This window comes from Streptomyces sp. NPDC041205 (genome assembly GCF_055591765.1).
In genome coordinates this window covers 1,206,953-1,231,225 of the sequence record NZ_JBVIZH010000002.1, presented here as the reverse complement: position 1 = coordinate 1,231,225, position 24,273 = coordinate 1,206,953, and the positions used below count along the sequence as shown (strand labels likewise).

17 protein-coding genes are annotated in these 24,273 nt (G+C 72.1%); 11 read left to right on the top strand and 6 right to left on the bottom strand.

The window, feature by feature from the left end:
- The first annotated feature begins 269 nt into the window (after positions 1–269).
- Together groES and groL are read left to right on the top strand one after the other, a co-directional pair.
- A complete protein-coding gene (groES, locus tag ACZ6BG_RS12390; RefSeq protein WP_004955293.1) occupies positions 270–578 on the top strand; it encodes a co-chaperone GroES in 309 nt (102 codons plus the stop codon).
- Positions 579–716: 138 nt separating this feature from the next.
- Entirely contained in the window at positions 717–2,345 is a 1,629-nt protein-coding gene (gene groL, locus ACZ6BG_RS12385; RefSeq protein ID WP_468999831.1) for a chaperonin GroEL, read from the top strand.
- Between the two features lie 240 nt (positions 2,346–2,585).
- Here the strand turns inward: groL and ACZ6BG_RS12380 are convergent, their stop codons facing one another.
- The 3 genes from ACZ6BG_RS12380 to ACZ6BG_RS12370 form a co-directional block, all read right to left on the bottom strand.
- Positions 2,586–3,359: an SDR family NAD(P)-dependent oxidoreductase gene (locus tag ACZ6BG_RS12380; RefSeq protein WP_468999830.1), complete on the bottom strand. Its 774-nt coding sequence runs from the start codon at positions 3,357–3,359 to the stop codon at positions 2,586–2,588.
- Between the two features lie 19 nt (positions 3,360–3,378).
- Positions 3,379–4,905 (bottom strand): multicopper oxidase family protein, encoded by a 1,527-nt coding sequence (locus tag ACZ6BG_RS12375; RefSeq protein ID WP_468999829.1) that lies wholly within the window; start codon positions 4,903–4,905, stop codon positions 3,379–3,381.
- Between the two features lie 242 nt (positions 4,906–5,147).
- On the bottom strand, positions 5,148–5,825 hold the full coding sequence (locus tag ACZ6BG_RS12370; protein WP_468999828.1) for an MOSC domain-containing protein: 678 nt from the start codon (positions 5,823–5,825) through the stop codon (positions 5,148–5,150).
- Positions 5,826–5,905: 80 nt separating this feature from the next.
- Between ACZ6BG_RS12370 and ACZ6BG_RS12365 the strand changes: the two genes are divergently transcribed.
- Entirely contained in the window at positions 5,906–6,802 is an 897-nt protein-coding gene (locus ACZ6BG_RS12365) for a LysR family transcriptional regulator (RefSeq protein WP_468999827.1), read from the top strand.
- 23 nt (positions 6,803–6,825) lie between these two features.
- On the opposite strand, the gene ACZ6BG_RS12360 is transcribed toward ACZ6BG_RS12365, so the two are convergent.
- Positions 6,826–7,143 carry a WhiB family transcriptional regulator gene (locus ACZ6BG_RS12360; protein WP_030361422.1) on the bottom strand — a complete coding sequence of 106 codons (318 nt, stop codon included), beginning with the start codon at positions 7,141–7,143 and terminating at the stop codon, positions 6,826–6,828.
- 399 nt (positions 7,144–7,542) lie between these two features.
- Here ACZ6BG_RS12360 and ACZ6BG_RS12355 point away from each other — a divergent pair, with 399 nt between their 5' ends.
- The 4 genes from ACZ6BG_RS12355 to ACZ6BG_RS12340 all read left to right on the top strand — a co-directional run bounded on the left by ACZ6BG_RS12355 (position 7,543) and on the right by ACZ6BG_RS12340 (position 12,051).
- Complete coding sequence (locus ACZ6BG_RS12355; RefSeq protein ID WP_003948568.1) at positions 7,543–8,154, top strand: response regulator transcription factor; 612 nt, start codon at positions 7,543–7,545, stop codon at positions 8,152–8,154.
- A 266-nt stretch (positions 8,155–8,420) separates the two neighbouring features.
- Positions 8,421–8,996, top strand: a complete 576-nt coding sequence (locus ACZ6BG_RS12350; RefSeq protein WP_030361423.1) for a sigma-70 family RNA polymerase sigma factor — start codon at positions 8,421–8,423, stop codon at positions 8,994–8,996.
- A 314-nt stretch (positions 8,997–9,310) separates the two neighbouring features.
- Positions 9,311–10,819: an IMP dehydrogenase gene (guaB, locus tag ACZ6BG_RS12345; protein ID WP_468999826.1), complete on the top strand. Its 1,509-nt coding sequence runs from the start codon at positions 9,311–9,313 to the stop codon at positions 10,817–10,819.
- 107 nt (positions 10,820–10,926) lie between these two features.
- Complete coding sequence (locus tag ACZ6BG_RS12340) at positions 10,927–12,051, top strand: GuaB3 family IMP dehydrogenase-related protein (protein WP_468450772.1); 1,125 nt, start codon at positions 10,927–10,929, stop codon at positions 12,049–12,051.
- An 80-nt stretch (positions 12,052–12,131) separates the two neighbouring features.
- Here the strand turns inward: ACZ6BG_RS12340 and ACZ6BG_RS12335 are convergent, their stop codons facing one another.
- Together ACZ6BG_RS12335 and ACZ6BG_RS12330 are read right to left on the bottom strand one after the other, a co-directional pair.
- Positions 12,132–12,740: a hypothetical protein gene (locus tag ACZ6BG_RS12335; RefSeq protein WP_468999824.1), complete on the bottom strand. Its 609-nt coding sequence runs from the start codon at positions 12,738–12,740 to the stop codon at positions 12,132–12,134.
- Positions 12,741–12,841: 101 nt separating this feature from the next.
- Positions 12,842–14,095 (bottom strand): nucleotide sugar dehydrogenase, encoded by a 1,254-nt coding sequence (locus ACZ6BG_RS12330; protein ID WP_468999823.1) that lies wholly within the window; start codon positions 14,093–14,095, stop codon positions 12,842–12,844.
- Positions 14,096–14,429: 334 nt separating this feature from the next.
- Here ACZ6BG_RS12330 and ACZ6BG_RS12325 point away from each other — a divergent pair, with 334 nt between their 5' ends.
- The 4 genes from ACZ6BG_RS12325 to ACZ6BG_RS12310 all read left to right on the top strand — a co-directional run bounded on the left by ACZ6BG_RS12325 (position 14,430) and on the right by ACZ6BG_RS12310 (position 24,152).
- The gene (locus ACZ6BG_RS12325; protein ID WP_468999822.1) at positions 14,430–16,136 is read left to right on the top strand and encodes a glycerol-3-phosphate dehydrogenase/oxidase; all 1,707 of its coding nucleotides are present in this window, start codon (positions 14,430–14,432) and stop codon (positions 16,134–16,136) included.
- Between the two features lie 288 nt (positions 16,137–16,424).
- Positions 16,425–18,743 carry a serine/threonine-protein kinase gene (locus ACZ6BG_RS12320; RefSeq protein WP_468999821.1) on the top strand — a complete coding sequence of 773 codons (2,319 nt, stop codon included), beginning with the start codon at positions 16,425–16,427 and terminating at the stop codon, positions 18,741–18,743.
- 166 nt (positions 18,744–18,909) lie between these two features.
- A complete protein-coding gene (locus ACZ6BG_RS12315) occupies positions 18,910–22,173 on the top strand; it encodes a protein kinase (protein WP_468999820.1) in 3,264 nt (1,087 codons plus the stop codon).
- A gap of 188 nt (positions 22,174–22,361) precedes the next feature.
- Positions 22,362–24,152: a serine/threonine-protein kinase gene (locus tag ACZ6BG_RS12310; protein ID WP_469000257.1), complete on the top strand. Its 1,791-nt coding sequence runs from the start codon at positions 22,362–22,364 to the stop codon at positions 24,150–24,152.
- Positions 24,153–24,273: the final 121 nt, after the last annotated feature.

Genomic DNA, 24,273 nt, shown 5'->3' with positions numbered 1-24,273 from the left:
GCTCGGAACCCTGCGTCCGGGCGGGACGTTGTCCGAAGGCGTGAGCCCGGGTTTCGGCCCGGGCGCTCCGCCCCGACCACCCGTAACACCGCCTGCATTGGCACTCCGCTTGACCGAGTGCTAATCGTCGTCCTAGTCTCGGGCCTGGCACTCCCCACTGGAGAGTGCCAACAGCGACGGGCAGGTCCGGCACCCGCGACGACGGATCCACCTGGTCGCCACCTCAGATCAGTTAACCCCGCGAGATCTCCGAAGGGGGAGGTCGGATCGTGACGACCGCCAGCTCCAAGGTTGCCATCAAGCCGCTTGAGGACCGCATCGTGGTCCAGCCGCTCGACGCCGAGCAGACCACGGCCTCTGGCCTGGTCATCCCGGACACCGCGAAGGAGAAGCCCCAGGAGGGGGCTGTCCTCGCCGTGGGCCCGGGCCGCTTCGAGAACGGCGAGCGCCTGCCGCTCGACGTGAAGGTCGGCGACGTCGTGCTCTACAGCAAGTACGGCGGCACCGAGGTGAAGTACAACGGCGACGAGTACCTCGTCCTCTCGGCCCGCGACGTGCTCGCGATCATCGAGAAGTAGTCGAGAGCCAATCGTCTCTGCTGCACCTGCTTCACCTGCAGATTTGCTTGCGCTGCGCCCCTGGTCACCCCGCTGATTGCCGGGCGGCGAGGGGCGCGGCTCGTTCACCCGAGTTTTCGAGAGGGCTGAAACGCTCCCATGGCGAAGATCCTGAAGTTCGACGAGGACGCCCGTCGCGCCCTCGAGCGCGGCGTCAACAAGCTTGCCGACACGGTCAAGGTGACGATCGGCCCCAAGGGCCGCAACGTCGTCATCGACAAGAAGTTCGGCGCTCCCACCATCACCAACGACGGCGTCACCATCGCCCGTGAGGTCGAGGTCGAGGACCCGTACGAGAACCTCGGCGCCCAGCTCGTGAAGGAGGTGGCGACCAAGACCAACGACATCGCTGGTGACGGCACCACCACCGCCACCGTGCTGGCCCAGGCCCTGGTCAAGGAGGGCCTGCGCAACGTCGCCGCCGGTGCTTCCCCGGCCGCCCTGAAGAAGGGCATCGACGCCGCGGTCAAGGCCGTCTCCGACGACCTGCTCGCCACCGCCCGTCCGATCGACGACAAGTCCGACATCGCCGCCGTGGCCGGGCTCTCCGCCCAGGACACGCAGGTCGGCGAGCTCATCGCCGAGGCGATGGACAAGGTCGGCAAGGACGGTGTCATCACCGTCGAGGAGTCCAACACCTTCGGTCTGGAGCTGGACTTCACCGAGGGCATGGCCTTCGACAAGGGCTACCTGTCGCCGTACATGGTGTCCGACCAGGAGCGTATGGAGGCCGTCCTCGACGACCCGTACATCCTGATCCACCAGGGCAAGATCTCCTCCATCCAGGACCTGCTCCCGCTCCTGGAGAAGGTCATCCAGGCCGGTTCCTCCAAGCCGCTCCTGATCATCGCCGAGGACGTCGAGGGCGAGGCCCTTTCGACCCTGGTCGTGAACAAGATCCGCGGCACCTTCAACGCCGTCGCGGTGAAGGCCCCCGGCTTCGGCGACCGCCGCAAGGCGATGCTCGGCGACATGGCCACCCTCACGGGCGGCACCGTCATCGCCGAGGAGGTCGGCCTCAAGCTCGACCAGGTCGGTCTCGACGTGCTCGGCTCCGCCCGCCGCGTCACCATCACCAAGGACGACACGACCATCGTCGACGGCGGCGGCAACTCCGCTGACGTCGAGGGCCGCGTCGCCCAGATCAAGGCCGAGATCGAGGCCACGGACTCCGACTGGGACCGCGAGAAGCTCCAGGAGCGCCTCGCGAAGCTGGCCGGCGGCGTGTGCGTCATCAAGGTCGGCGCCGCCACCGAGGTGGAGCTGAAGGAGAAGAAGCACCGTCTGGAGGACGCCATCTCCGCGACCCGCGCCGCGGTCGAGGAGGGCATCGTCTCCGGTGGTGGCTCCGCGCTCGTCCACGCCGCCAAGGTCCTCGAGGGCAACCTCGACCTGACCGGCGACGAGGCCACCGGTGTCGCGGTCGTGCGCCGCGCCGTCGTCGAGCCGCTGCGCTGGATCGCCGAGAACGCCGGCCTCGAGGGCTACGTCATCACCACCAAGGTGGCGGAGCTGGACAAGGGCTTCGGCTTCAACGCCGCGACCGGCGAGTACGTCGACCTGGTCAAGGCCGGCGTCATCGACCCGGTCAAGGTGACGCGCTCCGCCCTGGAGAACGCCGCCTCCATCGCCTCCCTGCTGCTCACGACCGAGACCCTGGTCGTCGAGAAGCCGGCCGAGGAAGAGGCTGAGGCCGGTCACGGCCACGGTCACGGTCACTCGCACTGAGCGATGCGCTCTTCGCGGTAGCCGACTTTGGCGCCGTCCGAGGTCCGGCACCCCGTCGCGGGGTGCCGGACCTCGGTGTTTTCGGCTCCGCGTCTGCCGAGGTCGCTATTGGTTCCGCGTCCGCCGGGGGCGCTTTTTCGGCTTCGCGTCTGCCGGGTTTTGTGGTGTGCCGAGTGCGGGTCGTGGTCCGTCCTCGCGCAGTTCCCCGCGCCCCTTCGGGGGCTCTTCCTCGGGGTGTTGCTACTTCGGGCCGTACTTTCTGCCCGTCCTCGATGTCACTCCGCCAAGCAGTGCCCTCGGTGTCACCTTCACCACGCCCATCAGGGTCTTGTAGCGCGGGTCCGGGATGGACAGGGACTTGCCTCGGGCCAGGTCGGCGAGGGCCGCGGCCACCAGCTTGTCGGCGTCGAGCCACATCCACTTGGGGATGTTGTCCGTGCCCATGCCCGCCCGCTCGTGGAACTCCGTGCGGACGAACCCGGGGCACAGCGCCATCAGCCGCACCCCCGTGCCCGCCAGGTCCCGCGCCGCGCCCTGCGTGAACTGCACGACCCACGCCTTGGACGCGCCGTACGTCCCGCGCGGCACGAACGCCGCCACCGACGCGACGTTGACGACCCCGCCCCGGCCCCGCTCCCGCATCGCGCCCGTCGCCGCCGACGTCAGCCGGAGCACGGCCTCGCAGTGCACCTTCAGCATCGCCAGCTCGTCGGCGAGCGACACCTCCAAGTAGCGGCCCTTGTTGCCGAATCCGGCGTTGTTGACCAGCAGGTCGACTCCGTCTCGGCGACGGGCGAGCCGCTCCTCGACGGCCGTGATGCCGTCCTCCGTGGCGAGGTCGGCGGTCAGGACCTCCGCCTCGATGCCGTGCCGGTCGTGCAGCTCGGTCGCCTGCTCGCGCAGCCGCTTCGTGTCGCGCGCCACCAGGACCAGGTTGTGCCCGTCACCGGCGAGCCGCCGCGCGAAGGCGGCGCCGATACCGGCGGTCGATCCCGTAATCAGAGCCGTAGTCATGGACCAAGGCTAGTGAGCCTCAGTGCCCGCTGTGTCGTCCGGACGGCTTGCCCGCCTTCTGGCCCTTCTCGACCACCACGAACTGCCCCATCATTCCTCCGTCCTCGTGGCTCAGCAGATGGCAGTGGTACATGTACGGCGTCCTGGGGTCGGCCGGGCCCTCGAAGCGCAGGGCCAGCTTCATGGTCGTGCCGTTCGGGATGAACACCGTGTCCTTGGGGCCGCGCAGCTCGGGCGGCGGCGTGTCGCCGTTCACCTCCAGGACCCGGAACTGCACGTCGTGCACGTGGAAGTTGTGCGGCATGCCGTTGTTGTTGCGCACGGTCCAGGTCTCGGTCGCGCCGCGCGTGACCACCTCGTCGATCCGGTCCATCCGCATCGCCCGGCCGTTGATCCCGGACCTCTTCAGGTCGAAGAACCGCGCCCGGCTCGCCCCCGCGCCGTCCGGCACCTCCAACTCGCCCAGCTCCGAGGGCAGCGCGGGCGAGGGACGCAGCCGCTTCGCCGCCCGCAGCTGGAGCACGTCGAAGGAGTCGTCGCCCCCGCTGAACCGCTGCTGCCAGGCACCCCCGTAGTTGTCCTGCGGGAAGCTCCGCAGCACGGTCCTCTCGCCGGGCCGCATCCGCACCACGATCTCGGCGCGCTCACCCGGCGACAGCTGTATCCGCTCCATCCGCGCCGGCCGCTCCAGGGCGCCGCCGTCCGTGCCGACCAGGGAGAAGGCGCGGTCGTCCGGGAAGCCGAAGTCGTACGTACGCGCCGTCGAGGCGTTCAGGAGCCGCAGGCGTATGAGTTCGTCGCCCACCTCCTGGTACGGCTGGAGGGTGCCGTTGACCATGGTCCGGTCGCCGAGGAAGCCGACATCGCGCATCATCCTGTGGCCGTGGTCGAGCTTCGCGCCGTCGAACTTCACGTCCTGGACGATCACCGGCAGGTCGTCGACGCCGTACTTCTTCGGCAGCGCGAGGCGTTCACCGCGCTTGTCGTCGAGGAGGAACAGGCCCGCGAGGCCGCGCTGCACGTGCTTCTCCGTCGCGCCGTGCGGATGCGGGTGGTACCAGAGCGTGGCCGCGGGCTGGTCCACCTTCCAGTGCGGGCTCCAGCTGCCGCCGGGCCGGATCATCTGGTGCGGGCCGCCGTCCATCTTCGCGGGCAGGTGCATGCCGTGCCAGTGGACGGTCGATGCTTCGTCAAGGCCGTTGCGTATCCGCACGCGGACCTTCTCGCCGCGCTTCGCACGCAGGGTCGGGCCCAGATAGTCGCCGTTGAAGCCCCAGGTCGGCGTGGTGCGCCCGGCCTTGAACTCCTTCTCACCCCGCTGCATCCGCAGGTCGAAGACGCGGGTGCCGTCCTTGTCCAGGCGGGACTCGGCCAGCGGCGGTATCACCAGGGCGTTGTCGAAGGATTCCTTGCCGACGGTGCTGATCTCGGCGTCCTGCCACAGCCACAGCAGGCCGCCGCCGAGCGCCAGCGCGACGACGGTGACGACGCTGCCGAGGATGATGAGGACACGCTTGAGGCGTGGCCTGCTCGTGAGTCGGGACATGATTCGAGATTCGCGCCTCGGCCCGCCCTGGAGTATCGGGGACGGCCCCCACCCGACCCTGAATCAACTCCCGTGCACCCCTAGGGACTTCCCTCATATCGCCGGTGCTCGACGGCGCCCCGGCGCTCCGTCCGTGCCCCGGCGGTCCCGCTCCCGCCCCTGCGGTCCGCCCGCACTGCCCGTGCCGCTCGCCCCGCCCGTGCCGCCCGCGCCGCTCGCCCCACCCGTGCCGCCCGCGCCGCTCAGGCTCCTTGCGCGCCGAGCTTCTCCACGTACTTGCGTGCCTTCTTCGCCGTCTCCGGGTGCAGCGCGTCACCGGCCGCGAGCAGCGACGGCAGCAGTGCGCGCTCCGTGGTCATGGCCCGGAACTGCACGGCGACGGTGACCTCGTGGTCCGGGCGGTGCACGATCTCCACCGCGTCGCCCGCCCGGATCTCGCCCGGCTCGATGACCCGCAGATAGGCGCCCGGCAGCACGGTCTGCGTGAACCGCCGCACCCAGCCCGTCTCACCCACGTGGCCCTGGAACGTGCGGCACGGGATGCGCGACGAGGTCACCTCCAGAAGCAGGTCCGGGCCGACGCGCCAACGCTCGCCGATCAGCGCGCCGTTCACGTCCACGCCGGACGTCGTGAGGTTCTCGCCGAAGCCGCCGTTGGGCAGCGTCCGGCCGAGCAGCCGCTCCCACGCGTCCAGGTCCTCGCGGGCGAAGGCGTAGACCGCCTGGTCGTTGCCGCCGTGGTGGCGCAGGTCGCAGACGGTGTCTCCGGTGAGGCCGCTGCCGCCGGTGCCCTTGGGGCCCGGTGCGGTCACCCGGACGGCCCCGTCGACTGGCTGCTTGTCGATCCCGGTGCGGCCGCCGGGAGCGTCGGTGTAGTCGACGGACTTGGGCCGGCCCACATTCACGGAGAGAAGCTTCATACGGCCAGGCTAGGCGAGCGCTCCTCAAAGCGGCCACGCAATATTGGGTGACGGACCCAAGAGTCACTTATGCTCGGATCATGATCGAGGCCCGTCATCTCCGTGTCCTGCGCGCCGTGGCCGCCACCGGCTCCTTCTCGGCGGCGGCCCGCGAGCTCGGCTGTACCCAGCCCGCCGTCAGCCAGCAGATGAAGGCGCTGGAGGCGTCGGTGGGCACGCCGCTGCTGATCCGCACCGGCCGCGAGATGCGCCTCACGCAGGCCGGGGAGGCCCTGGTCCGGCACGCCGCGGGCATCCTCGCCGGGCTGACCGCGGCCGAGGAGGAGGTCGCCGCCATCGCCGGACTGCGTGCGGGCCGCGTCCGCCTCGTCTCCTTCCCGAGTGGTTCCTCCACCCTCGTGCCGGGCGCGCTCGCCGCGCTGCGCGCCGCGCACCCCGGCACCCGCGTCTCCCTGGAGGAGGCCGAGCCCCCGCGCTCGGTGGAGATGCTGCGCGAGGGCGACTGCGACGTGGCGCTCGCCTTCCGGTACGCGGGGGCCGCCGCCGCGGACGAGTGGGACGACCTCGTCGTACGGCCGCTGCTCGACGACCGGCTCGTCGGCCTCGTACCGGAGGAGCACCGCCTGGCGAAGGCCGAGAGCGTCACCATCGGCGAACTCGCCGACGAGTCGTGGATCGCGGGCTGCCCGCGCTGCCGCCGCCAGTTGGTGGAGGTCTGCGAGAGCGCGGGCTTCGCACCCCGCATCGACTTCGCCACGGACGACTATCCGGCGGTGATCGGCCTGGTCGGGGCGGGTCTTGGGGTCGCGGTGCTGCCCGAGCTCGCGATCGAGTCGGTACGCCCCAAGGGCGCCCGCGCGGTGACGGTGGAGCCCGCCGTGCGCCGGGAGATCGTGGCGCTCACGCTGCCCGACCTGGCGCAGGTGCCGGCCGTCGCCGCCACGCTGGACCACCTTGCGCGAGCCGCCGCGCGCTGAGGCGCATGCGCAGAAACGTTCCTTCAGGGGGTCGCGCCGCTCCCTGCCGCCGTGACCAGGCGGTTGCGGGCCCGGCCCATCAGTTCCTCGCGCTCGTCCTCGGTCAGCCCGCCCCACACGCCGTACGGCTCGCGGACCGCGAGCGCGTGCGCCGCGCACTCCGCGCGCACCGGGCAGCGCATGCAGACCTCCTTGGCCGAGTTCTCACGTGCGCTCCGTGCCGCGCCGCGCTCGCCCTCCGGGTGGAAGAAGAGCGAGCTGTCCACCCCGCGGCAGGCCGCGAGGAGCTGCCAGTCCCACAGATCTGCGTTCGGTCCGGGAAGGCGGGAGAAATCTGCCATTGCGTGTCTCCTGGTAGCCGTTCTGACGCCGATACGGTGCCCATGACCGTACATCTACTGTCTAAGGAGATGAAAATATGACTCATTGCGAATCTAGCCACAGACACCAGGAAAAGGGAAGAAAAGCCGCTAAATGGGGCATAGCTCTTGATGGCGCTCGTCGGAGCCCGTTGGGAGGGCGCATCCGCCCGCGCCGCCTGTGCCGTGTCCGCGCCCTCACGTAGAGTGCCGAAGACGGCTGACTGCCCCGTAACTCTTTCGAGTGACCGTCGTTGAGAGTGCGGAGGCGGTTGAAAGAACAAGTGCTCGGGCAGGTGTCCGAGTGCGTCAACCGCACAGGTGACGACTTGTACCAGCCTGGAGGCTCAAGGTGACGCGCATCAGCTGCGGAGGACGGCCATGACATCCGTCCTCGTCTGCGACGACTCCCCGCTCGCCCGAGAGGCGCTGCGCCGCGCGGTCGCGACCGTGCCCGGCGTCGAGCGCGTGACGACAGCGGCCAACGGCGAGGAAGTCCTCCGCCGCTGGGGCGCCGACCGCTCGGATCTGATTCTGATGGACGTACGCATGCCCGGACTGGGCGGCGTGGAGACCGTGCGGCGGCTGCTCTCGGCCGACCCGGGAGCGCGCATCATCATGCTCACGGTCGCCGAGGACCTGGACGGGGTCGCGCTCGCGGTCGCCGCCGGGGCCCGCGGCTATCTGCACAAGGACGCCTCGCGCGCCGAACTGCGCGCGACCGTCACGCAGGCGCTCGCCGACCCGACCTGGCGGCTGGCCCCGCGCCGTCTTCGCTCGGCCGAGATGGGCGCGGCGCCCACGCTCACCGCGCGTGAGATCCAGGTTCTCGAAGGGATGAGCCACGGCCGGTCGAACGCCGAGATCGGCCGCGAGCTCTTCCTCTCCGAGGACACGGTGAAGACGCACGCCAGGCGGCTGTTCAAGAAGCTCGGCGCCTCGGACCGCGCGCACGCGGTGGCGCTCGGCTTCCGCTGGGGCCTGGTTCGCTGAGTGTGCTGTGGCGGGGGCATGGTGATTCCCGTCCGCCGTGCGGCGGACGGGGCCATGGAGGCCCGCAAGCACCCGCCTCGGGAGCGGCTTGTGGCGCTTCGCCGCCGATGCCGCATCCTTGAGGTGTGGAGTTCCTTGGGGACGAGTCGGCCGAGCGGGAGGGGAGGGTGCGGGAGATGAGTTCCGGCGCACCCGCTCATAACGCTTCGATGCACAACTATGGACGCGGTGCCACAGATCAGTCAGCACCAAGGCACCATGGACCGATGCGCGATGACAAGACGACGGTGATCGGTGCCCTCGTCCTACGCGCCGTCGAGGGGGACGAGCAGGCCACGCACGACCTGTTGGCCCACGTCCACCCGCTCGCGCTGCGGTACTGCCGCACCCGGCTCTCCCGACTTCCCGGTGACGCGCGGCACTTCGTCGAGGACCTCGCGCAGGAGGTCTGCGTCGCGGTGCTGCTCGCGCTGCCGCGCTACCGGGACACCGGACGGCCCTTCGAGGCCTTCGTCTTCGCCATCGCCGCGCACAAGGTCGCCGACCTGCAGCGGGCCGCGATGCGCCACCCCGGTTCCACCGCTGTGCCCTCGGACGAGATGCCCGAGCGGCCCGACGACTCCCTCGGGCCCGAGGAGCGGGCGCTGCTCAGCAGTGACGCCGAGTGGGCCAAGAAGCTGCTCGCCAACCTGCCGGACAACCAGCGCGAGCTGTTGCTCCTGCGCGTCGCCGTCGGCCTAACGGCCGAGGAGACCGGGCAGATGCTGGGGATGTCGCCGGGGGCGGTCCGGGTGGCCCAGCACCGCGCGCTGAGCCGCCTGCGGGCGCTGGCCGAGCAGTAGGTCCTCCCCCCCCCATCCGCCCGCCCTCTCTGTCTCTGTCGCGCTTGCGCGTTCGTCCTCAAGCGCCGGACGGGCCGAATGGCCGAGGCCGGGCTTCCCTCGGGTGGAGACTTTCGCCACCCCCAGGGGGCGGGAGCCCGCCCTCCCGGCGGCGCCGAACTCGCCTCGTCCCAGGAAGGGCCTCGTCCATCCGGCCCACAGTGCGGCTGTAGGAATCTACGAACCCCCGCCCCCGCCGGCACTGTGGAATGAGAGAGCCACGCTTCCCGTTAGCATGGACATCCGCACCGATCAAGGCCATTGGGGAAGGTGTCATGACTGCAAACGTCGACGGAGTGCCCGAGAAGTTCGCGACACTCGGGCTGACCTACGACGACGTGCTGCTGCTGCCGGGCGCGTCCGACATGGCACCCGGCGACATCGACACCGCCTCGTCCATCTCGAAGAACGTCCGGGTGAACGTCCCGCTGCTGTCCGCGGCGATGGACAAGGTCACCGAGTCCCGGATGGCCATCGCCATGGCCCGCCAGGGCGGCGTCGGCGTGCTGCACCGCAACCTCTCCATCGCCGACCAGGCCAACCAGGTCGACCTGGTCAAGCGGTCCGAGTCCGGCATGGTCACCGACCCGATCACGGTGCACCCGGACGCGACCCTCGCCGAGGCCGACGCGATCTGCGCCAAGTTCCGCATCAGCGGCGTCCCCGTGACCGACGGCGGCGGCAAGCTGCTCGGCATCGTCACCAACCGCGACATGGCCTTCGAGGCCGACCGCACGCGCCAGGTGCGCGAGGTCATGACCCCGATGCCGCTCGTCACCGGCAAGGTCGGCATCTCCGGCGTGGACGCCATGGAGCTGCTGCGCCGCCACAAGATCGAGAAGCTGCCGCTGGTCGACGACGCCGGTGTGCTCAAGGGCCTCATCACGGTCAAGGACTTCGTGAAGGCCGAGAAGTACCCGAACGCCGCCAAGGACTCCGAGGGCCGCCTCCTCGTCGGTGCCGCCGTCGGCGTCGCCGGGGACGCCTTCGACCGCGCCCAGGCGCTGATCGAGGCGGGCGTCGACTTCATCGTCGTCGACACCGCTCACGGTCACTCCCGGCTCGTCGGCGACATGGTCGCCAAGATCAAGTCGAACGCGGGCGGCGTGGACGTCATCGGCGGCAACATCGCCACCCGCGACGGCGCCAAGGCGCTCATCGACGCCGGTGTCGACGGCATCAAGGTCGGCGTGGGCCCCGGCTCCATCTGCACGACCCGCGTCGTCGCCGGCATCGGCGTACCGCAGGTAACGGCCATCTACGAAGCGTCGCTCGCCGCCAAGGAAGCCGGTGTCCCGGTGATCGGCGACGGCGGCCTGCAGTACTCCGGAGACATCGCCAAGGCGCTCGTGGCCGGTGCGGACACGGTCATGCTGGGCTCGCTGCTCGCGGGCTGCGAGGAGTCCCCGGGCGAACTGCTCTTCATCAACGGCAAGCAGTTCAAGTCCTACCGGGGCATGGGTTCGCTGGGCGCCATGCAGTCGCGCGGTGAGCAGCGGTCGTTCTCCAAGGACCGGTACTTCCAGGAGGGCGTCGCCTCCGACGAGAAGCTGGTCCCCGAGGGCATCGAGGGCCAGGTGCCCTACCGGGGCCCGCTGTCGGCGGTCGTGCACCAGCTGGTGGGCGGTCTGCGCCAGTCGATGTTCTACGTGGGCGGGCGCACGGTGCCCCAGCTCCAGGCCAACGGCCGGTTCGTACGGATCACGTCCGCGGGCCTCAAGGAGAGCCACCCGCACGACATCCAGATGACGGTCGAGGCGCCGAACTACAGCCGTAACAAGTAGCCGATTCACCGGCGCGACGTTGAGTCGCCGTAACCGGTGGCCACGCGCGTGTCGGGGATACTGGAACGGAATACGGAGCGCCATAGGAAAGCTGAAGGGCCACACACGTGACTGAGATCGAGATCGGCCGCGGCAAGCGCGGCCGCCGGGCGTACGCCTTCGACGACATCGCCGTCGTGCCGAGCCGGCGCACCCGGGACCCCAAGGAGGTCTCGATCGCCTGGCAGATCGACGCCTACCGCTTCGAGCTGCCCTTCCTCGCGGCCCCCATGGACTCCGTCGTCTCGCCGCAGACCGCCATCCGCATCGGTGAGCTCGGCGGCCTCGGCGTGCTGAACCTCGAAGGCCTGTGGACGCGGTACGAGGACCCGCAGCCGCTGCTCGACGAGATCGCGGAGCTGCCCGCGGAGGCGGCCACCCGCCGCCTCCAGGAGATCTACGCCGCTCCCATCAAGGAGGAGCTGATCGGGCAGCGCATCAAGGAGGTGCGCGACTCCGGAGTCGTCACCGCCGCCGCCCTGTCGCCGCAGCGCACCGCGCAGTTCTCCAAGGCCGTCGTGGACGCGGGCGTGGACATCTTCGTGATCCGTGGCACGACGGTGTCGGCCGAGCACGTCTCCGGTGCCGCCGAGCCGCTGAACCTGAAGCAGTTCATCTACGAACTCGACGTCCCGGTGATCGTCGGCGGCTGCGCCACGTACACCGCCGCCCTGCACCTGATGCGCACCGGCGCGGCCGGTGTCCTCGTCGGCTTCGGCGGCGGCGCCGCGCACACCACGCGCAACGTCCTCGGCATCCAGGTGCCGATGGCCACGGCCGTGGCAGACGTCGCGGCGGCCCGCCGTGACTACATGGACGAGTCCGGCGGCCGGTACGTCCACGTCATCGCCGACGGCGGCGTCGGCTGGTCCGGCGACCTGCCCAAGGCCGTCGCCTGCGGCGCGGACGCCGTGATGATGGGCTCCCCGCTGGCGCGCGCCACGGACGCGCCGGGCAAGGGCCACCACTGGGGCATGGAGGCCGTCCACGAGGACGTGCCGCGCGGCAAGAAGGTCGACCTCGGCACCGTCGGCACCACCGAGGAGATCCTCGCCGGTCCCTCGCACATCCCGGACGGCTCGATGAACTTCTTCGGGGCGCTGCGCCGGGCCATGGCCACGACGGGCTACAGCGAGCTGAAGGAGTTCCAGCGCGTCGAGGTCACGGTGGCGGACTCGCAGCACCGCCGCTGACGTCCGTACGGAGCTTCGACGGCCTGGGGCCGGCCACCCGAAGGTGGCCGGCCCCAGGCCGTCGCGCGTGCCGCGTGCCGCTACTGGGCGGCGCGCTTGGCGCTGCCGAAGGCCGCGACGGCGGCTATCGCGAAGAACACGTACGTCATCGCGTCGGCGTCGTGCTTCCACGCCTCCTGCACGAAGTCGAAGTGGTCGAAGAACACTTCGGTGAAGTCGAGGTTCAGCTTGTCGGCGATGACGATGGAGGCGCCGACCAGCTGGCCCAGGTACACCGCGCCGAGCGAGAAGACCGCGGCGAGGGCGCCCAGCGCCGGGTTGGGGCCGCCCACCTTGCCCGCGGCCAGACCCACGACGAAGCCGACACCGACCGCCGCCCAGCCGATCTCGTGCTCGGTGGCGCCGATGATGCCGCCGTAGACGCCCGCGGCGACCAGGGCGGCGACGAGGGCGACCACCACGCCGAGGCCGACGTTGCCCCGCGCGGCCGGGGGCGGCGGCGGGAAGCCACCGGGCTGCGGCTGCTGCGGGAAGGGGTTGTACGGCTGCTGCGGCTGCTGGCCGTAGGGCTGTTGCGGCTGCTGCGGGTAGCCGTAGCCGGGCTGCTGGCCGTGCGGCTGCTGGCCGTAGGGCTGCTGCGGCTGGCCGTACGGCTGTCCGCCCTGACCTGGAGGTGGCGGCTGCGTCATCTGGTTTCCCCCTGGGATACGAGTGCACTGGTGTGCGGTAAGTGACTGGATCCGCACGGTAGCAGCAGCGCGCGAAGGGCCCCAGGGGGTTGTGTGTGGGATCAGAGGCGGTGGGCGGCGCCCGCCGGGGTCGCGCCCCTGGTGTCGAGCAGGAGCTGGGCCTTCACGGCGAGGCCTTGGAGGTCGTAGGTGCGGTGGTGCTGGAGCAGGATGGTCAGGTCGGCGTCGGCGGCCGCTTCGTAGAGGGTGTCCGCGCGGGGCACGGGATGGCCGAGAACGTTCCAGTGCCCCACGTAGGGGTCGTGGTAGCTCACGGCGGCGCCGAGCTCCATCAGGCGGACCGCGATCTCCTGGGCGGGGGAGCCCTGCTGGTCGGCGACGTCCGGCTTGTAGGTGACGCCGAGGAGCAGCACGCGGGCGCCGCGCGCGGACTTGCCGTGCTCGTTGAGCAGGGTCGCGGCGCGCTGGATCACATAGCCCGGCATCCGGTCGTTGACCTGCTGGGCCAGCTCGACCAGGCGCAGCGGGCGCAGGCCGCGCGCGGGCCCGGGGACGTCCAGGGGGACGCCGTGGCCGCCGACGCCGGGGCCGGGACGGAAGGCCTGGAAGCCGAAGGGCTTGGTCTCGGCGCAGCGGATGACGTCCCACAGGTCGATGCCCAGGTCGTGGCAGAGCACCGCCATCTCGTTGACCAGCGCCATGTTCACGTGCCGGTAGTTGGTCTCCAGGAGGTGCACGGTTTCGGCCTCCCGGGGGCCGCGCGCGCGGACGACCTTGTCGGTGAGGCGGCCGTAGAAGGCGGCGGCGGACTCGGTGCAGGCGGGGGTGAGGCCGCCGATGACCTTGGGGGTGCCCGCGTAGCCGTGGGTGCGGTTGCCGGGGTCGAGGCGGGCGGGGGAGTAGGCGAGGTGGAAGTCCCGTCCGGCGCGCAGGCCCGAGCCCTGTTCGAGCAGGGGGCGCAGGAACTCCTCGGTGGTTCCCGGGTACGCGGGTGACTCCAGGATGACCGTCGTGTGCGGGCGAAGGCGGGCGGCGAGGGCGCGGGCGGCCTCGGCCACCTGGCCGAGGTCGAGCGAGCCGTCCGCGGCGGGGGGCGTGGGGGCGCAGATGACGGCCGTGCGGACGCGGCCGAGCTCGGCGGGGTCGGTGGTCGGCCTGAAGCCCCCCGAGAGCATCCGGCGGACGTCGGCGGCGGTGAGGGTCCCTTCGGTGCCGTCACCCGGAAGGCGGCCCCCGGCCAGGTCGGGTGCGCGGCCGGGGTCGTAGCCGATGGTGGCGATGCCGCCTGCGGCGGCGGCCTGGGCGAGGGGCAGGCCGAGGTGGCCGAGACCGATGACGGCGAGGTCAGCTGGCATGGCGGTGAGCCGTCCTTCCCAATAGCCGGGGCGGATATAGCCAAAGCGGGACGATCGCGCAAGCCCTGTGGACAAGATGGGCGAGCGCAATGTCAGACTAGGAGTAAATATGACCGATTTGCGGGATTGGGCTCCTTCCGGCATCGGAGTGTTGGCGGCGGTTTCCATGCCCGCGGAAGTTCTCGGTGGCCCCTCTGATCTCGACAGTCGCAGCTGTCACGGTGGCCGCAGCGGTATCAACGTTTTCCACAGGCCGTGGCCGAACCCGGCGGGCGCGACCAGAATCTGGGCATGATGTGAGCGCGACCACACCCGAACAGCACGGGAGGCAGCGGTGAGGACAGCGACTCTTGGCCCGGCGGAGCGCGCCGAGGCACTCGCGGGCATGGCCGAGCGCGAGCTGGACATTCTCGTCGTGGGCGCCGGCGTGGTCGGTGCGGGCACGGCGCTCGACGCCGTCACCCGCGGCCTGAGCACCGGCCTGGTCGAGGCCAGGGACTGGGCGTCGGGCACGTCGAGCCGGTCGAGCAAGCTGATCCACGGTGGCCTGCGCTATCTGGAGATGCTGGACTTCGCGCTGGTGCGCGAGGCGCTGAAGGAGCGCGGCCTGCTCCTCGAACGGCTCGCGCCGCACCTCGTGAAGCCCGTTCCGTTCCTGTATCCCCTCCAGCACCAGGGCTGGGAGCGGCTGTACGCGGGCTCGGGCGTCGCGCTGTACGACGCCATGTCGATGGCGCGCGGCCACGGCCGCGGCCTGCCCACCCACCGCCACCTGACCCGCCGTCACGCCCACCGCGTCGCCCCGTGCCTGAAGAAGGACGCCATGGTCGGCGCCCTGCAGTACTACGACGCGCAGATGGACGACGCCCGCTATGTGGCCACCCTCGTGCGCACCGCCGCGGCGTACGGCGCGAAGGCCGCCAACCGCGCCCGGGTCACGGGCTTCCTGCGCGAGGGCGAGCGCGTCGTCGGCGCCCGGGTCCAGGACGTCGAGGCCGGCGGGGAGTACGAGATCCGGGCCAAGCAGGTCGTGAACGCCACGGGCGTGTGGACCGACGACACCCAGGCCATGGTCGGCGAGCGCGGCCAGTTCCACGTCCGGGCGTCCAAGGGCATCCACCTGGTCGTGCCGAAGGACCGGATCAACTCCTCGACCGGGCTCATCCTGCGCACGGAGAAGAGCGTGCTCTTCGTGATCCCCTGGGGCCGGCACTGGATCATCGGGACCACGGACACCGACTGGGACCTGGACAAGGCCCACCCGGCCGCCTCCAGCGCGGACATCGACTATCTCCTGGAGCATGTGAACTCGGTGCTCGCGGTGCCCCTCTCGCGCGACGACGTGCAGGGGGTGTACGCGGGCCTGCGGCCGCTCCTCGCCGGGGAGTCGGACGCCACCAGCAAGCTGTCCCGCGAGCACACGGTCGCCCATCCCGCGCCGGGTCTGGTCGTCGTCGCGGGCGGCAAGTACACGACGTACCGCGTCATGGCCAAGGACGCCGTCGACGAGGCGGTGCACGGTCTGGACCAGCGGGTCGCGGACTGCGTCACGGAGGACATCCCGCTGGTCGGCGCCGAGGGCTATCGCGCGCTGTGGAACGCCCGCGCGGGCATCGCGGCCCGCACCGGCCTCCATGTGGTGCGCGTGGAGCACCTGTTGAACAGGTACGGCTCACTGGCGGAGGAAGTGCTCGAACTGGTCACCGCCGACCCGTCCCTGGGCGAACCGCTGGCGGCGGCCGAGGACTATCTGCGCGCCGAAGTCGTCTACGCCGCGTCGCACGAGGGCGCCCGCCACCTGGACGACGTGCTCACGCGACGCACCCGCATCTCCATCGAGACCTTCGACCGCGGCACCCGCAGCGCCCGCGAGTGCGCGGAGCTGATGGCGCCGGTGCTCGGCTGGGACAAGGACCAGATCGAGCGCGAGGTCCAGCACTACGAGAAGCGGGTGGAGGCCGAGCGCGAGTCGCAGCGGCAGCCGGACGACCTGACAGCTGACGCGGCACGCCTCGGGGCGCCCGACATCGTGCCGCTGTAGCAGGGCGCGGTGCCGTCGGAGTTCGGCCTCCCCCTCGGGAGACAGCGGGGAGGCTGACCTTCCGCTTGTCAGCAAGTAGTCAAGGAGTGGTCAGGGGTTCTGGGTGGTTTGACCCGAGGAGGGTGGCCAAGGGGGGTATGGACAGCGAGGTTTGGGGTAGTGCGCCGGGGTTCACTCGGTGGGAATGTCCATGATGTGGGACGACGGACCCGCGGCGTCGGCCGGTCCCCGGGTGAGGGACAATGAAGGCTCTGTCGGGGCTGGTTGTGCGGGTAGTTGAGGGGACGCATGTCGGAGGCTGAGCGGACGGGCGAGGCTCGTCAGGATCAGAGCGCACGTCTCCTCGCGGGCCGGTACCGGCTCGGTGACGTGCTCGGCCGCGGCGGCATGGGCACCGTCTGGCGGGCCAAGGACGAGACGCTGGGCCGCACGGTCGCGGTCAAGGAACTGCGCTTCCCGTCGAGCATCGACGAGGACGAGAAGCGGCGGCTCATCACGCGCACGCTGCGCGAGGCCAAGGCGATCGCCCGGATCCGCAACACCAGTGCCGTGACCGTCTTCGACGTGGTCGACGAGGACGACCGGCCCTGGATCGTGATGGAGCTGGTCGAGGGCAAGTCCCTGGCCGAGGCCGTCCGTGAGGACGGGCTGCTCACGCCGAGGCGCGCCGCGGAGGTCGGGCTCGCCGTGCTCGACGTGCTGCGCTCGGCTCACCGCGAGGGCATCCTGCACCGCGACGTGAAGCCGTCCAACGTGCTGATCGCCGAGGACGGCCGCGTCGTCCTCACCGACTTCGGCATCGCCCAGGTCGAGGGCGACCCGTCCATCACGTCGACGGGCATGCTCGTCGGCGCCCCTTCGTACATCTCGCCGGAGCGGGCGCGCGGCCACAAGCCGGGCCCCGCGGCCGACCTGTGGTCGCTCGGCGGGCTCATCTACGCGGCCGTGGAGGGCGTACCCCCGTACGACAAGGGCTCGGCCATCGCGACCCTCACCGCCGTGATGACCGAGGCCGTCGAACCGCCGCAGAACGCCGGTCCGTTGCTGGAGAAGGTCATCTACGGCCTGCTCGCCAAGGACCCCGAGCAGAGGCTCGACGACGCGAGCGCGCGGGCGATGCTCCGCGAGGTCGTCAACGCCCCGGACATCCCCGAGGACAAGGCCCCTGTCGAGCCGGTGGACGCGACGAAGGTCGTGCCGCTGCCCCCGGTCCCGCCGCAGGCGCCGCCGTCCGGCTCCTCCGGCGGCCGCAAGGGCGAGGAGGCCGCCGAGCGGCTGAAGGGCGCGTTCCGCTCGGTGCGCAAGAAGGCGGCGGCCGCGGCCACGTCGGCCCGCGGCGCGGGTGCGGCGGGCGGTGCCGCGGCTGGTGGGGCCGGTGGTGCCGCGTCGGCCGGCGGTCCGGCCGCCGGTGGCGGCGCGGGCAACGCCGGTTCGGCGTCGGGTGCTTCGGCCGGGTCCGGCGTGACCGGGCACGGCGGTGGTGGCGCCGCGGGTGCCGCCTCCGGGACGGCGAGCGGGACTGCCGCTTCGGGGACGGCTGCTTCCGGTGCGGTCGGTGCGGTCGGTGCGGGGGAACGTATCGGCGGTACGGCTGGGAGCGGTGGCGCCGAGCGTGGTGCTGGTGCTGGTGCTGGTGCTGGTGTCGCGGGGCGGGGCGGAGGCGCCGGTTCGGGTGGCGCGGGCCCGGCCTCGGGTGCGGGCTCGGCCTCCGGGAGCGTGGGTGCCGGGGCGGGCGTGGGGCTGAACTCCGCCGGTGCGGGCGCCGGTTCGCAGGGCGCGGCGCGGATCCCGGCGCAGCCCAGCGGGCCGCCGAAGCCGCCCGCCCGGGCGCCGCTCACGGACGTGGTGCCGCGGCGCACGCTGGTGATCATCGCGGTGGTCGTCGCGCTCGCCGTGCTCGGCACGGTGCTCGCGTTCGCGCTCAACGGCGACGGCGACGGCAAGGACGACAGGAGCGGCGGCGACAAGTCCTCGTCCAGCGGGGCGACCGCGGGCGGCGAGGGCAAGGAGAAGGACTCCGGGAAGGACTCGGGGAAGAACGACGACTCCGGTTCCGGCAAGGGCAAGGACGGCCAGGGCGACCAGGGCAAGGAGAAGGACGACAGCTCCGGCTCGGGCAAGGACGACGACGCGGGGCAGGGCTCGTCCATCGGCGGCGGCAAGGGCAAGGGGCACGGCGCCGAGGAGACGTACAAGCACCCGCAGGGTTTCTCGGTAGGCCTGCCGAAGGGCTGGAAGTTCCGCTCGACCGACCGCGCGGGCGCACGCTTCACCGGGCCGAACGGGCAGAAGCTGCTCATCGGCTGGACCCCGACGCCCAAGGACAACCCGGTGGCCGACTGGAAGAACCAGGAACTGGGCATGCGCCGGGCCCAGTACGACCGGATCCGTATAGAGAAGGTCGACTTCCGCGGCTGGAACACGGCGGACTGGGAATTCACCTACGTGGACGGCGGTACGAAGTACCGCTCCGTGGACCGAGGCTTCGTCGTCAACGGCGGCCTGGGCTACGGGCTGATGTACACCGCGAAAGCGGACGACTGGGGCAGCGATCAGCGACGCGACGCCTGGCAGACGTTCACACGGACCTTCGAGCCGAAGAAGTGACGGTGGGGCGGGACCGGTGAGATGGCCGGGCGATGACCGGTGAGATCTCGCATCCCCTCAATACGGTTCGGTTGTGGCACGTATCGTGAGTGCTTGCGGAGGGTAAGCAGCCGCAACGAGCCGTAAGTCGAACGGAATTGACCACCGGGCGGATGGGGGAGGCATCGTGGACGACTATGCGGGACGGGTACTCGCCGACCGTTACCGCCTGCCGCTGCCTCCGGCCGACGAGTACGAACTCGCGGAGACCCGCGCCTTCGACACCTACAGCGGCCAGGAAGTCCTGGTCCGGCAGGTGCCGCTGCCCGAGATCGTCGAGGCGGAGGTGCTCGGCGACGAGGCGTACGGCGACGGCGACCTGAGCGACGTCCTGCCCGGCGGGCTGCCCGAGGGGTTCCGGAGCGCGCGCGGGAGCGCGGCCCGGGGCGGCGCCCGGCGCGCGGGCTCGCGCGCCACGCGCAGGCCGAGCGACCCCGCGGTCCTGCGGGCCATCGAGGCCGCGCAGGCCGCCGCGCGCATCCCCGACCACCCGCGGCTCGACCAGGTCTTCGACGTGTTCGCGGAAGACGGCTCGCTGTGGATAGTGAGCGAACTGGTGGCGGCCCGGCCGCTCGCGGCGTTACTGGCCGACCGGCCGCTGAACCCCTTCCGCGCGGCGGAGGTCGCGGCGGACGTCGTCACGGCCCTGCGCGTCCTGCACGCGCACGGCTGGGTGCACCGGAACATCACCGCGCGCACGGTGCTCGTCTGCGACGACGGCCGCGTGATGCTGACGGGGCTCGCCGCGGGCGCCGCGGAGGAGGCCCTGTGCGGGTACGACCCGCGGCCCGAGGAGGACGACTTCGCGGGCTTCACCGAGCCCGAGGGCGAGGTGCCCGACCCGCCGGGCGGCGCGGGGTACGCGGCGCTGGAGGCTGCGGGGGCGGACGGGGACGCCGAGTACGGCGAGTACGGCGAGGAGACCGCGTACGCAGAGGAGTCCGCGTACGACGGGGGCGAGGAGTACGACAGGGGCGCCGAGTACGGCGGGGAGCCCGCGTACGGCGAGAGCCCCGGGTACGGCGAGGGCTCTGCGTATGGCGAGGGGGCGGCCTACGGCGAGGGCTCCGCGTACGGCGACAGCGGCACGTACGGCGACAACGGCTCCTACCGCGAGCACGGCGGCAACGGATCGCGTGGGCACGCCGCGATCGAGGCCGTGCGGCACGCGGACGACGGCGGCACCGAGCCGGCGTACGGCACGGCCGAGCGGGACCTCAGGGCGGCGCGAGCCGGGGCCATCGCCGCGTACCGGGCGGGGGCGGCGCGTGCCGCAGCCCGGGTGAGCGAGCGCGGCGCGGCGGGTCCGGTCGAGGCGGGCGGCGGCGCCGAGCGCGGGGACGGCAGGTACGAGACGTACGGCACCGAGGGCGCGGACGGCGACGGCGGTTCCGTCGGCGCGGCCGGCTCCGTCGGGCACATCTCGGATCCGTACGGGGTCCGGGAGCGGCAGAAGAAGCCGTGGCACGGGGCTGTGCCGCGAGCCGGGGCCGTGCCCGCGCAGGGCGGCGCGCCGGGTTCCCCCAGCGCACAGGGTTCCCCCAGCACGCCGGGCTCCCACGGCGCAACGGACCCCCACCACGCACCGGGCCCGCACAGCGCACCGGACCCGCACGGCGCCCCCAGCGGGCACCGCACGCCCGGCGCCCCAGGACCGCAGAGCGCCCCTGGCGCACAGGGCGGCGCACAGAGCCCCCCGCCCCACCCCTTCACCAAGCAACTCCCGTCCCCCCGGACGCAGCCCGCCCCGGACCGGCCGACCTCCGCGCGCCCGGCTCCGTACCCCTCGGCACCGCACCCGTCGGCACCGCGCGAGTCGACCCCGTACGCCTCCGCGCCCCACGAGTCCGCCCCGTACGCCCCGACCCCGTACCAGCCGAAGCCGAACCGCCCGGCCCCCGGAGCCCACCCCACGCACGACCTCGCCAAGTCGCCCGCCCCCAGGGGCACAGCCGGTGCCTCCGAGGGCAACGCCCGTCCCCGTGAGGGTGAGTGGGACGACCCCGCGGGCGAGCTGCGCGCGCGCCGCGGCCCCACCACCGCGCTCGCCGCCGAGCGGGCCCGGCACGCCCGGATGACCGTCGTCGGCGCCGTCACGGAGCGGTGGGCGCCGGAGCAGGCCGGGCCGGTGCACGACAACTGGCAGTTGGCCGCGCCCATCGGGCCCGCCACCGACCTGTGGGCGCTCGGCGCGCTGCTGTTCCGCGCCGTCCAGGGCCACGCCCCGTATCCGGAGGACAGCACCGCGGAGCTGGTGCAGCTGGTGTGCGCGGAGCCGCCCGCGTTCGCGGAGGAGTGCGGCCCGCTGCGGCCCGTCGTCGAGTCGCTGCTGCGTCAGGACCCGACCGAGCGCATCGACTTCGAGGAGCTGAGCGGCTGGCTGCGCTCCCTGGTGCGGTCGGCGCCGGAGCCGGAAGCGGGCGCGCACGTGGTGCCCGCGCCGCCGTACGACGGCGGCAAGCTGCCCGTCGTACGCCGTCGCGGCGAGGTCGTCCGCAAGCGCCGCTCGCCCGCGCCGGTCCCGGCCGGGGAAGACGGCGGCCAGGGGCACGGGCGCCACAAGCGCGGCCGGGAGCGCGTCAAGGAGCGGGGCAGGGACACCAGGCCGGTGCGGGCGCCGCGCCCCGAGCGGGAACCGAGCGCCCGGGGGCCGCGGTCGCTGGGCCGCGTGCTGCTCATCGTGATCCTCGCCGGTCTGGTGGCGGCCGTCGCGTACGCGATGCTGTTCATGCCCGAGTCCGGCGAGGGGGAGGGCGCCGGCCGCACCGGCAACGCGGGCGAGGTCAGCCCGGCGCCGGACGGCGACGGCGACCGCCCGGGCGGGGGCGACGCGCCGGACGGCGATGGGAAGGGCACGGACGGCGGCAAGGACGGGAAGGCGTCGGCCCCGGAGAAGACCCCCGGTTCGCAGGAGCCGCAGACCACCGACCCGGATGTCGCGTCGGGCTTCACGCTGCGCAAGGACGCGGAGGGCTTCCGGGTGGCCGTGGCCGACGGCTGGGACCGGCAGCCCAAGAACGGGCGTGGCCAGGTCCTCTACACCCACGGCCGCTTCGAGCTCCTCGTCGTCCCCGGCCGCGACAGCACCGGCGACTTCGGCACGGACCCGATGAAGTACCAGAAGGAGGACGAGCGCGAACTCCAGCCGTTCCGCGACTCGTCGTGGGCCACGTCCAGCGGTCTCCGGCTCGTCGACGTGGGCGGAAAGTCCCGGGCCGAGGGCCAGTTCACCTGGCAGGACACCGACGGCACCGAGGTCTTCGTACGCAATCTCGCGATGGCCGTGGACGGGAAGTACCACGTGCTCCAGGTGCGGGGGCCCGAGGCCGAGCGGGACGAGGTGACGCGTCTGTTCGAGCAGGCGTCGACGTCCTACCGGCCCTCCGGCTGACCTCCGACCTGCCGGTACGGGCACGTCAACTGGCCCTCGCCGGGCATGTGTCCGCCCCTGCCCGCGTCACAGTGCGGTCTCTGATGACCCCCTCCCGTTCCCTGCACGCGCCCCCCTCCTTAACCTGGCTCTGGCAAACCTCAAGAACCTGGCCCTGTCAAGACCAACTGCGGGGGAACGTGAATCAGATGCAGGGCCTGCTCCTCGCCGGCCGCTACCGGCTCGGCGAGTCCATCGGCAGCGGTGGCATGGGCCGCGTGTGGCGCGCGCGGGACGAGGTGCTGCACCGCGTCGTCGCCGTCAAGGAACTGACGGCGGCCCAGTGGGTGCAGGAGGCCGACCGCGAGGTGCTGCTCACCCGGACGCAGACGGAGGCGCGCGCCCAGGCCCAGATCAACCACTCCGCGGTCGTCACGGTCCACGACGTCGTCGAGTACGACGACCGGCCCTGGATCGTGATGGAGCTGGTCGAGGGCCACTCGCTCGCCGACGCCGTCCGGGACCGGGGCCGCATCGAGCCCCGCGAGGCCGCCCGCGTCGGCCTGTGGGTGCTGCGGGCCCTGCGGGCCGCGCACGGCGCCGGGGTGCTGCACCGCGACATCAAGCCGGGCAACGTGTTGCTCTCCGAGGACGGCCGGGTGCTGCTCACCGACTTCGGGATCGCCTCGATCGAGGGCGACTCGACGATCACGCGCACCGGTGAAGTCGTCGGCTCCGTCGACTATCTGGCGCCCGAGCGGGTCAGCGGCGCCAACCCCGGCCCCGCCGCCGACCTGTGGGCGCTCGGCGCCACCCTGTACACGGCGGTCGAGGGCAACTCGCCGTTCCGGCGCACGTCGCCGCTCGGCACGATGCAGGCCGTGGTGACGGAAGAGCCCGATCCGGCGCGGTACGCGGGGCCGCTCGGGCCCGTCATCTCGGCGCTCCTGGCCAAGGACCCGGACGCGCGGCCGGACGCGGCCGAGGCGGAGCAGATGCTGGCGGAGGCGGCGGAGGGACGGCGTCCGGGGGCGGCACAGGCGTACGTACCGACGACGGTGAACGAGGCGCCGACGGCCCACACGCCCCCGCACCACCCGTCCACCACGCCCCCCGCACCACCCGCCACGGCGCACACCCCGCCCTCGGCCACGCCGGTCCCGCACGCCCACGGCCACCACACTCCGCCCTCGGCCACCCCGGTCCCGGGAGCGGCGCATTCCGGCCACGTGGACCCCGGAGGGCGGACGCCGGGGCAGGCCGCCGATCCGTCCGGCCACGCCACACCGCCCCCGTACGGCACTTCCCAGACGCACGCCGCGCCGACCTCGTACAGCACTCACGGCCCGTACGACACGGGCGCCACCGCTCCCACGCCCTCGGGGCCCGGACGGCGGCGCTGGCTCCGAGCCGTCGCGCCGATCGTGGCGGCCGCGGCGATCGGCGGGGGCGCGGTGTTCGGCTATCTGTACCTCGGTGGTGGCGACGACGGCGGCAGTGAGGGCAAGGGCGGGAAAGGCAAGGGGGACAAGGCCGGTGAAGTCGTCGGCGCGATCCCCGAGAGCTGGGTGCGCGTGCACGACGCGGAGGGCTTCAGCCTCATGCTGCCCAAGGGCTGGCAGCGGCAGGTGGACGGCACCCAGATCGACTACACCCCGGACAACGGCCGCCACTTCGTGCGCATCAGCGTCGACACCAGCCCCGACTTCGACAGCCCGTACGCCCACCAGCTCGACCTGGAGAAGCAGTTGAAGAGGCTGCCCGAGTACCGGCGTCTGCACCTGAACTCCAACACCTTCCGCGACCGGCCAGGCGCCCTCTGGGAGTTCAGCTGGACGGCGGGCGCCAGCGACACCACGAAGGGCCCGCGGCAGGCCATCTCGCAGAGCTACATCAGCCGCGCCGGCACCGAGTACGTGATCTACATGTCGGCGCCGAAGGGAAGCTGGAACAAGACGCGGCAGCAGTTCGACGCGGTGCTGCGCGGCTGGCGCGACTGACCCCGGCGCGCCCGGCGACGGTTGCGGCCCGCTTGCCGACGGCTTCGGCCTGCTCCCCGACGGGCACGGCCCGAACTCCGCGGGATACGGCCTGAACTGGCCCTTGTCCGGGCTGAGAGGG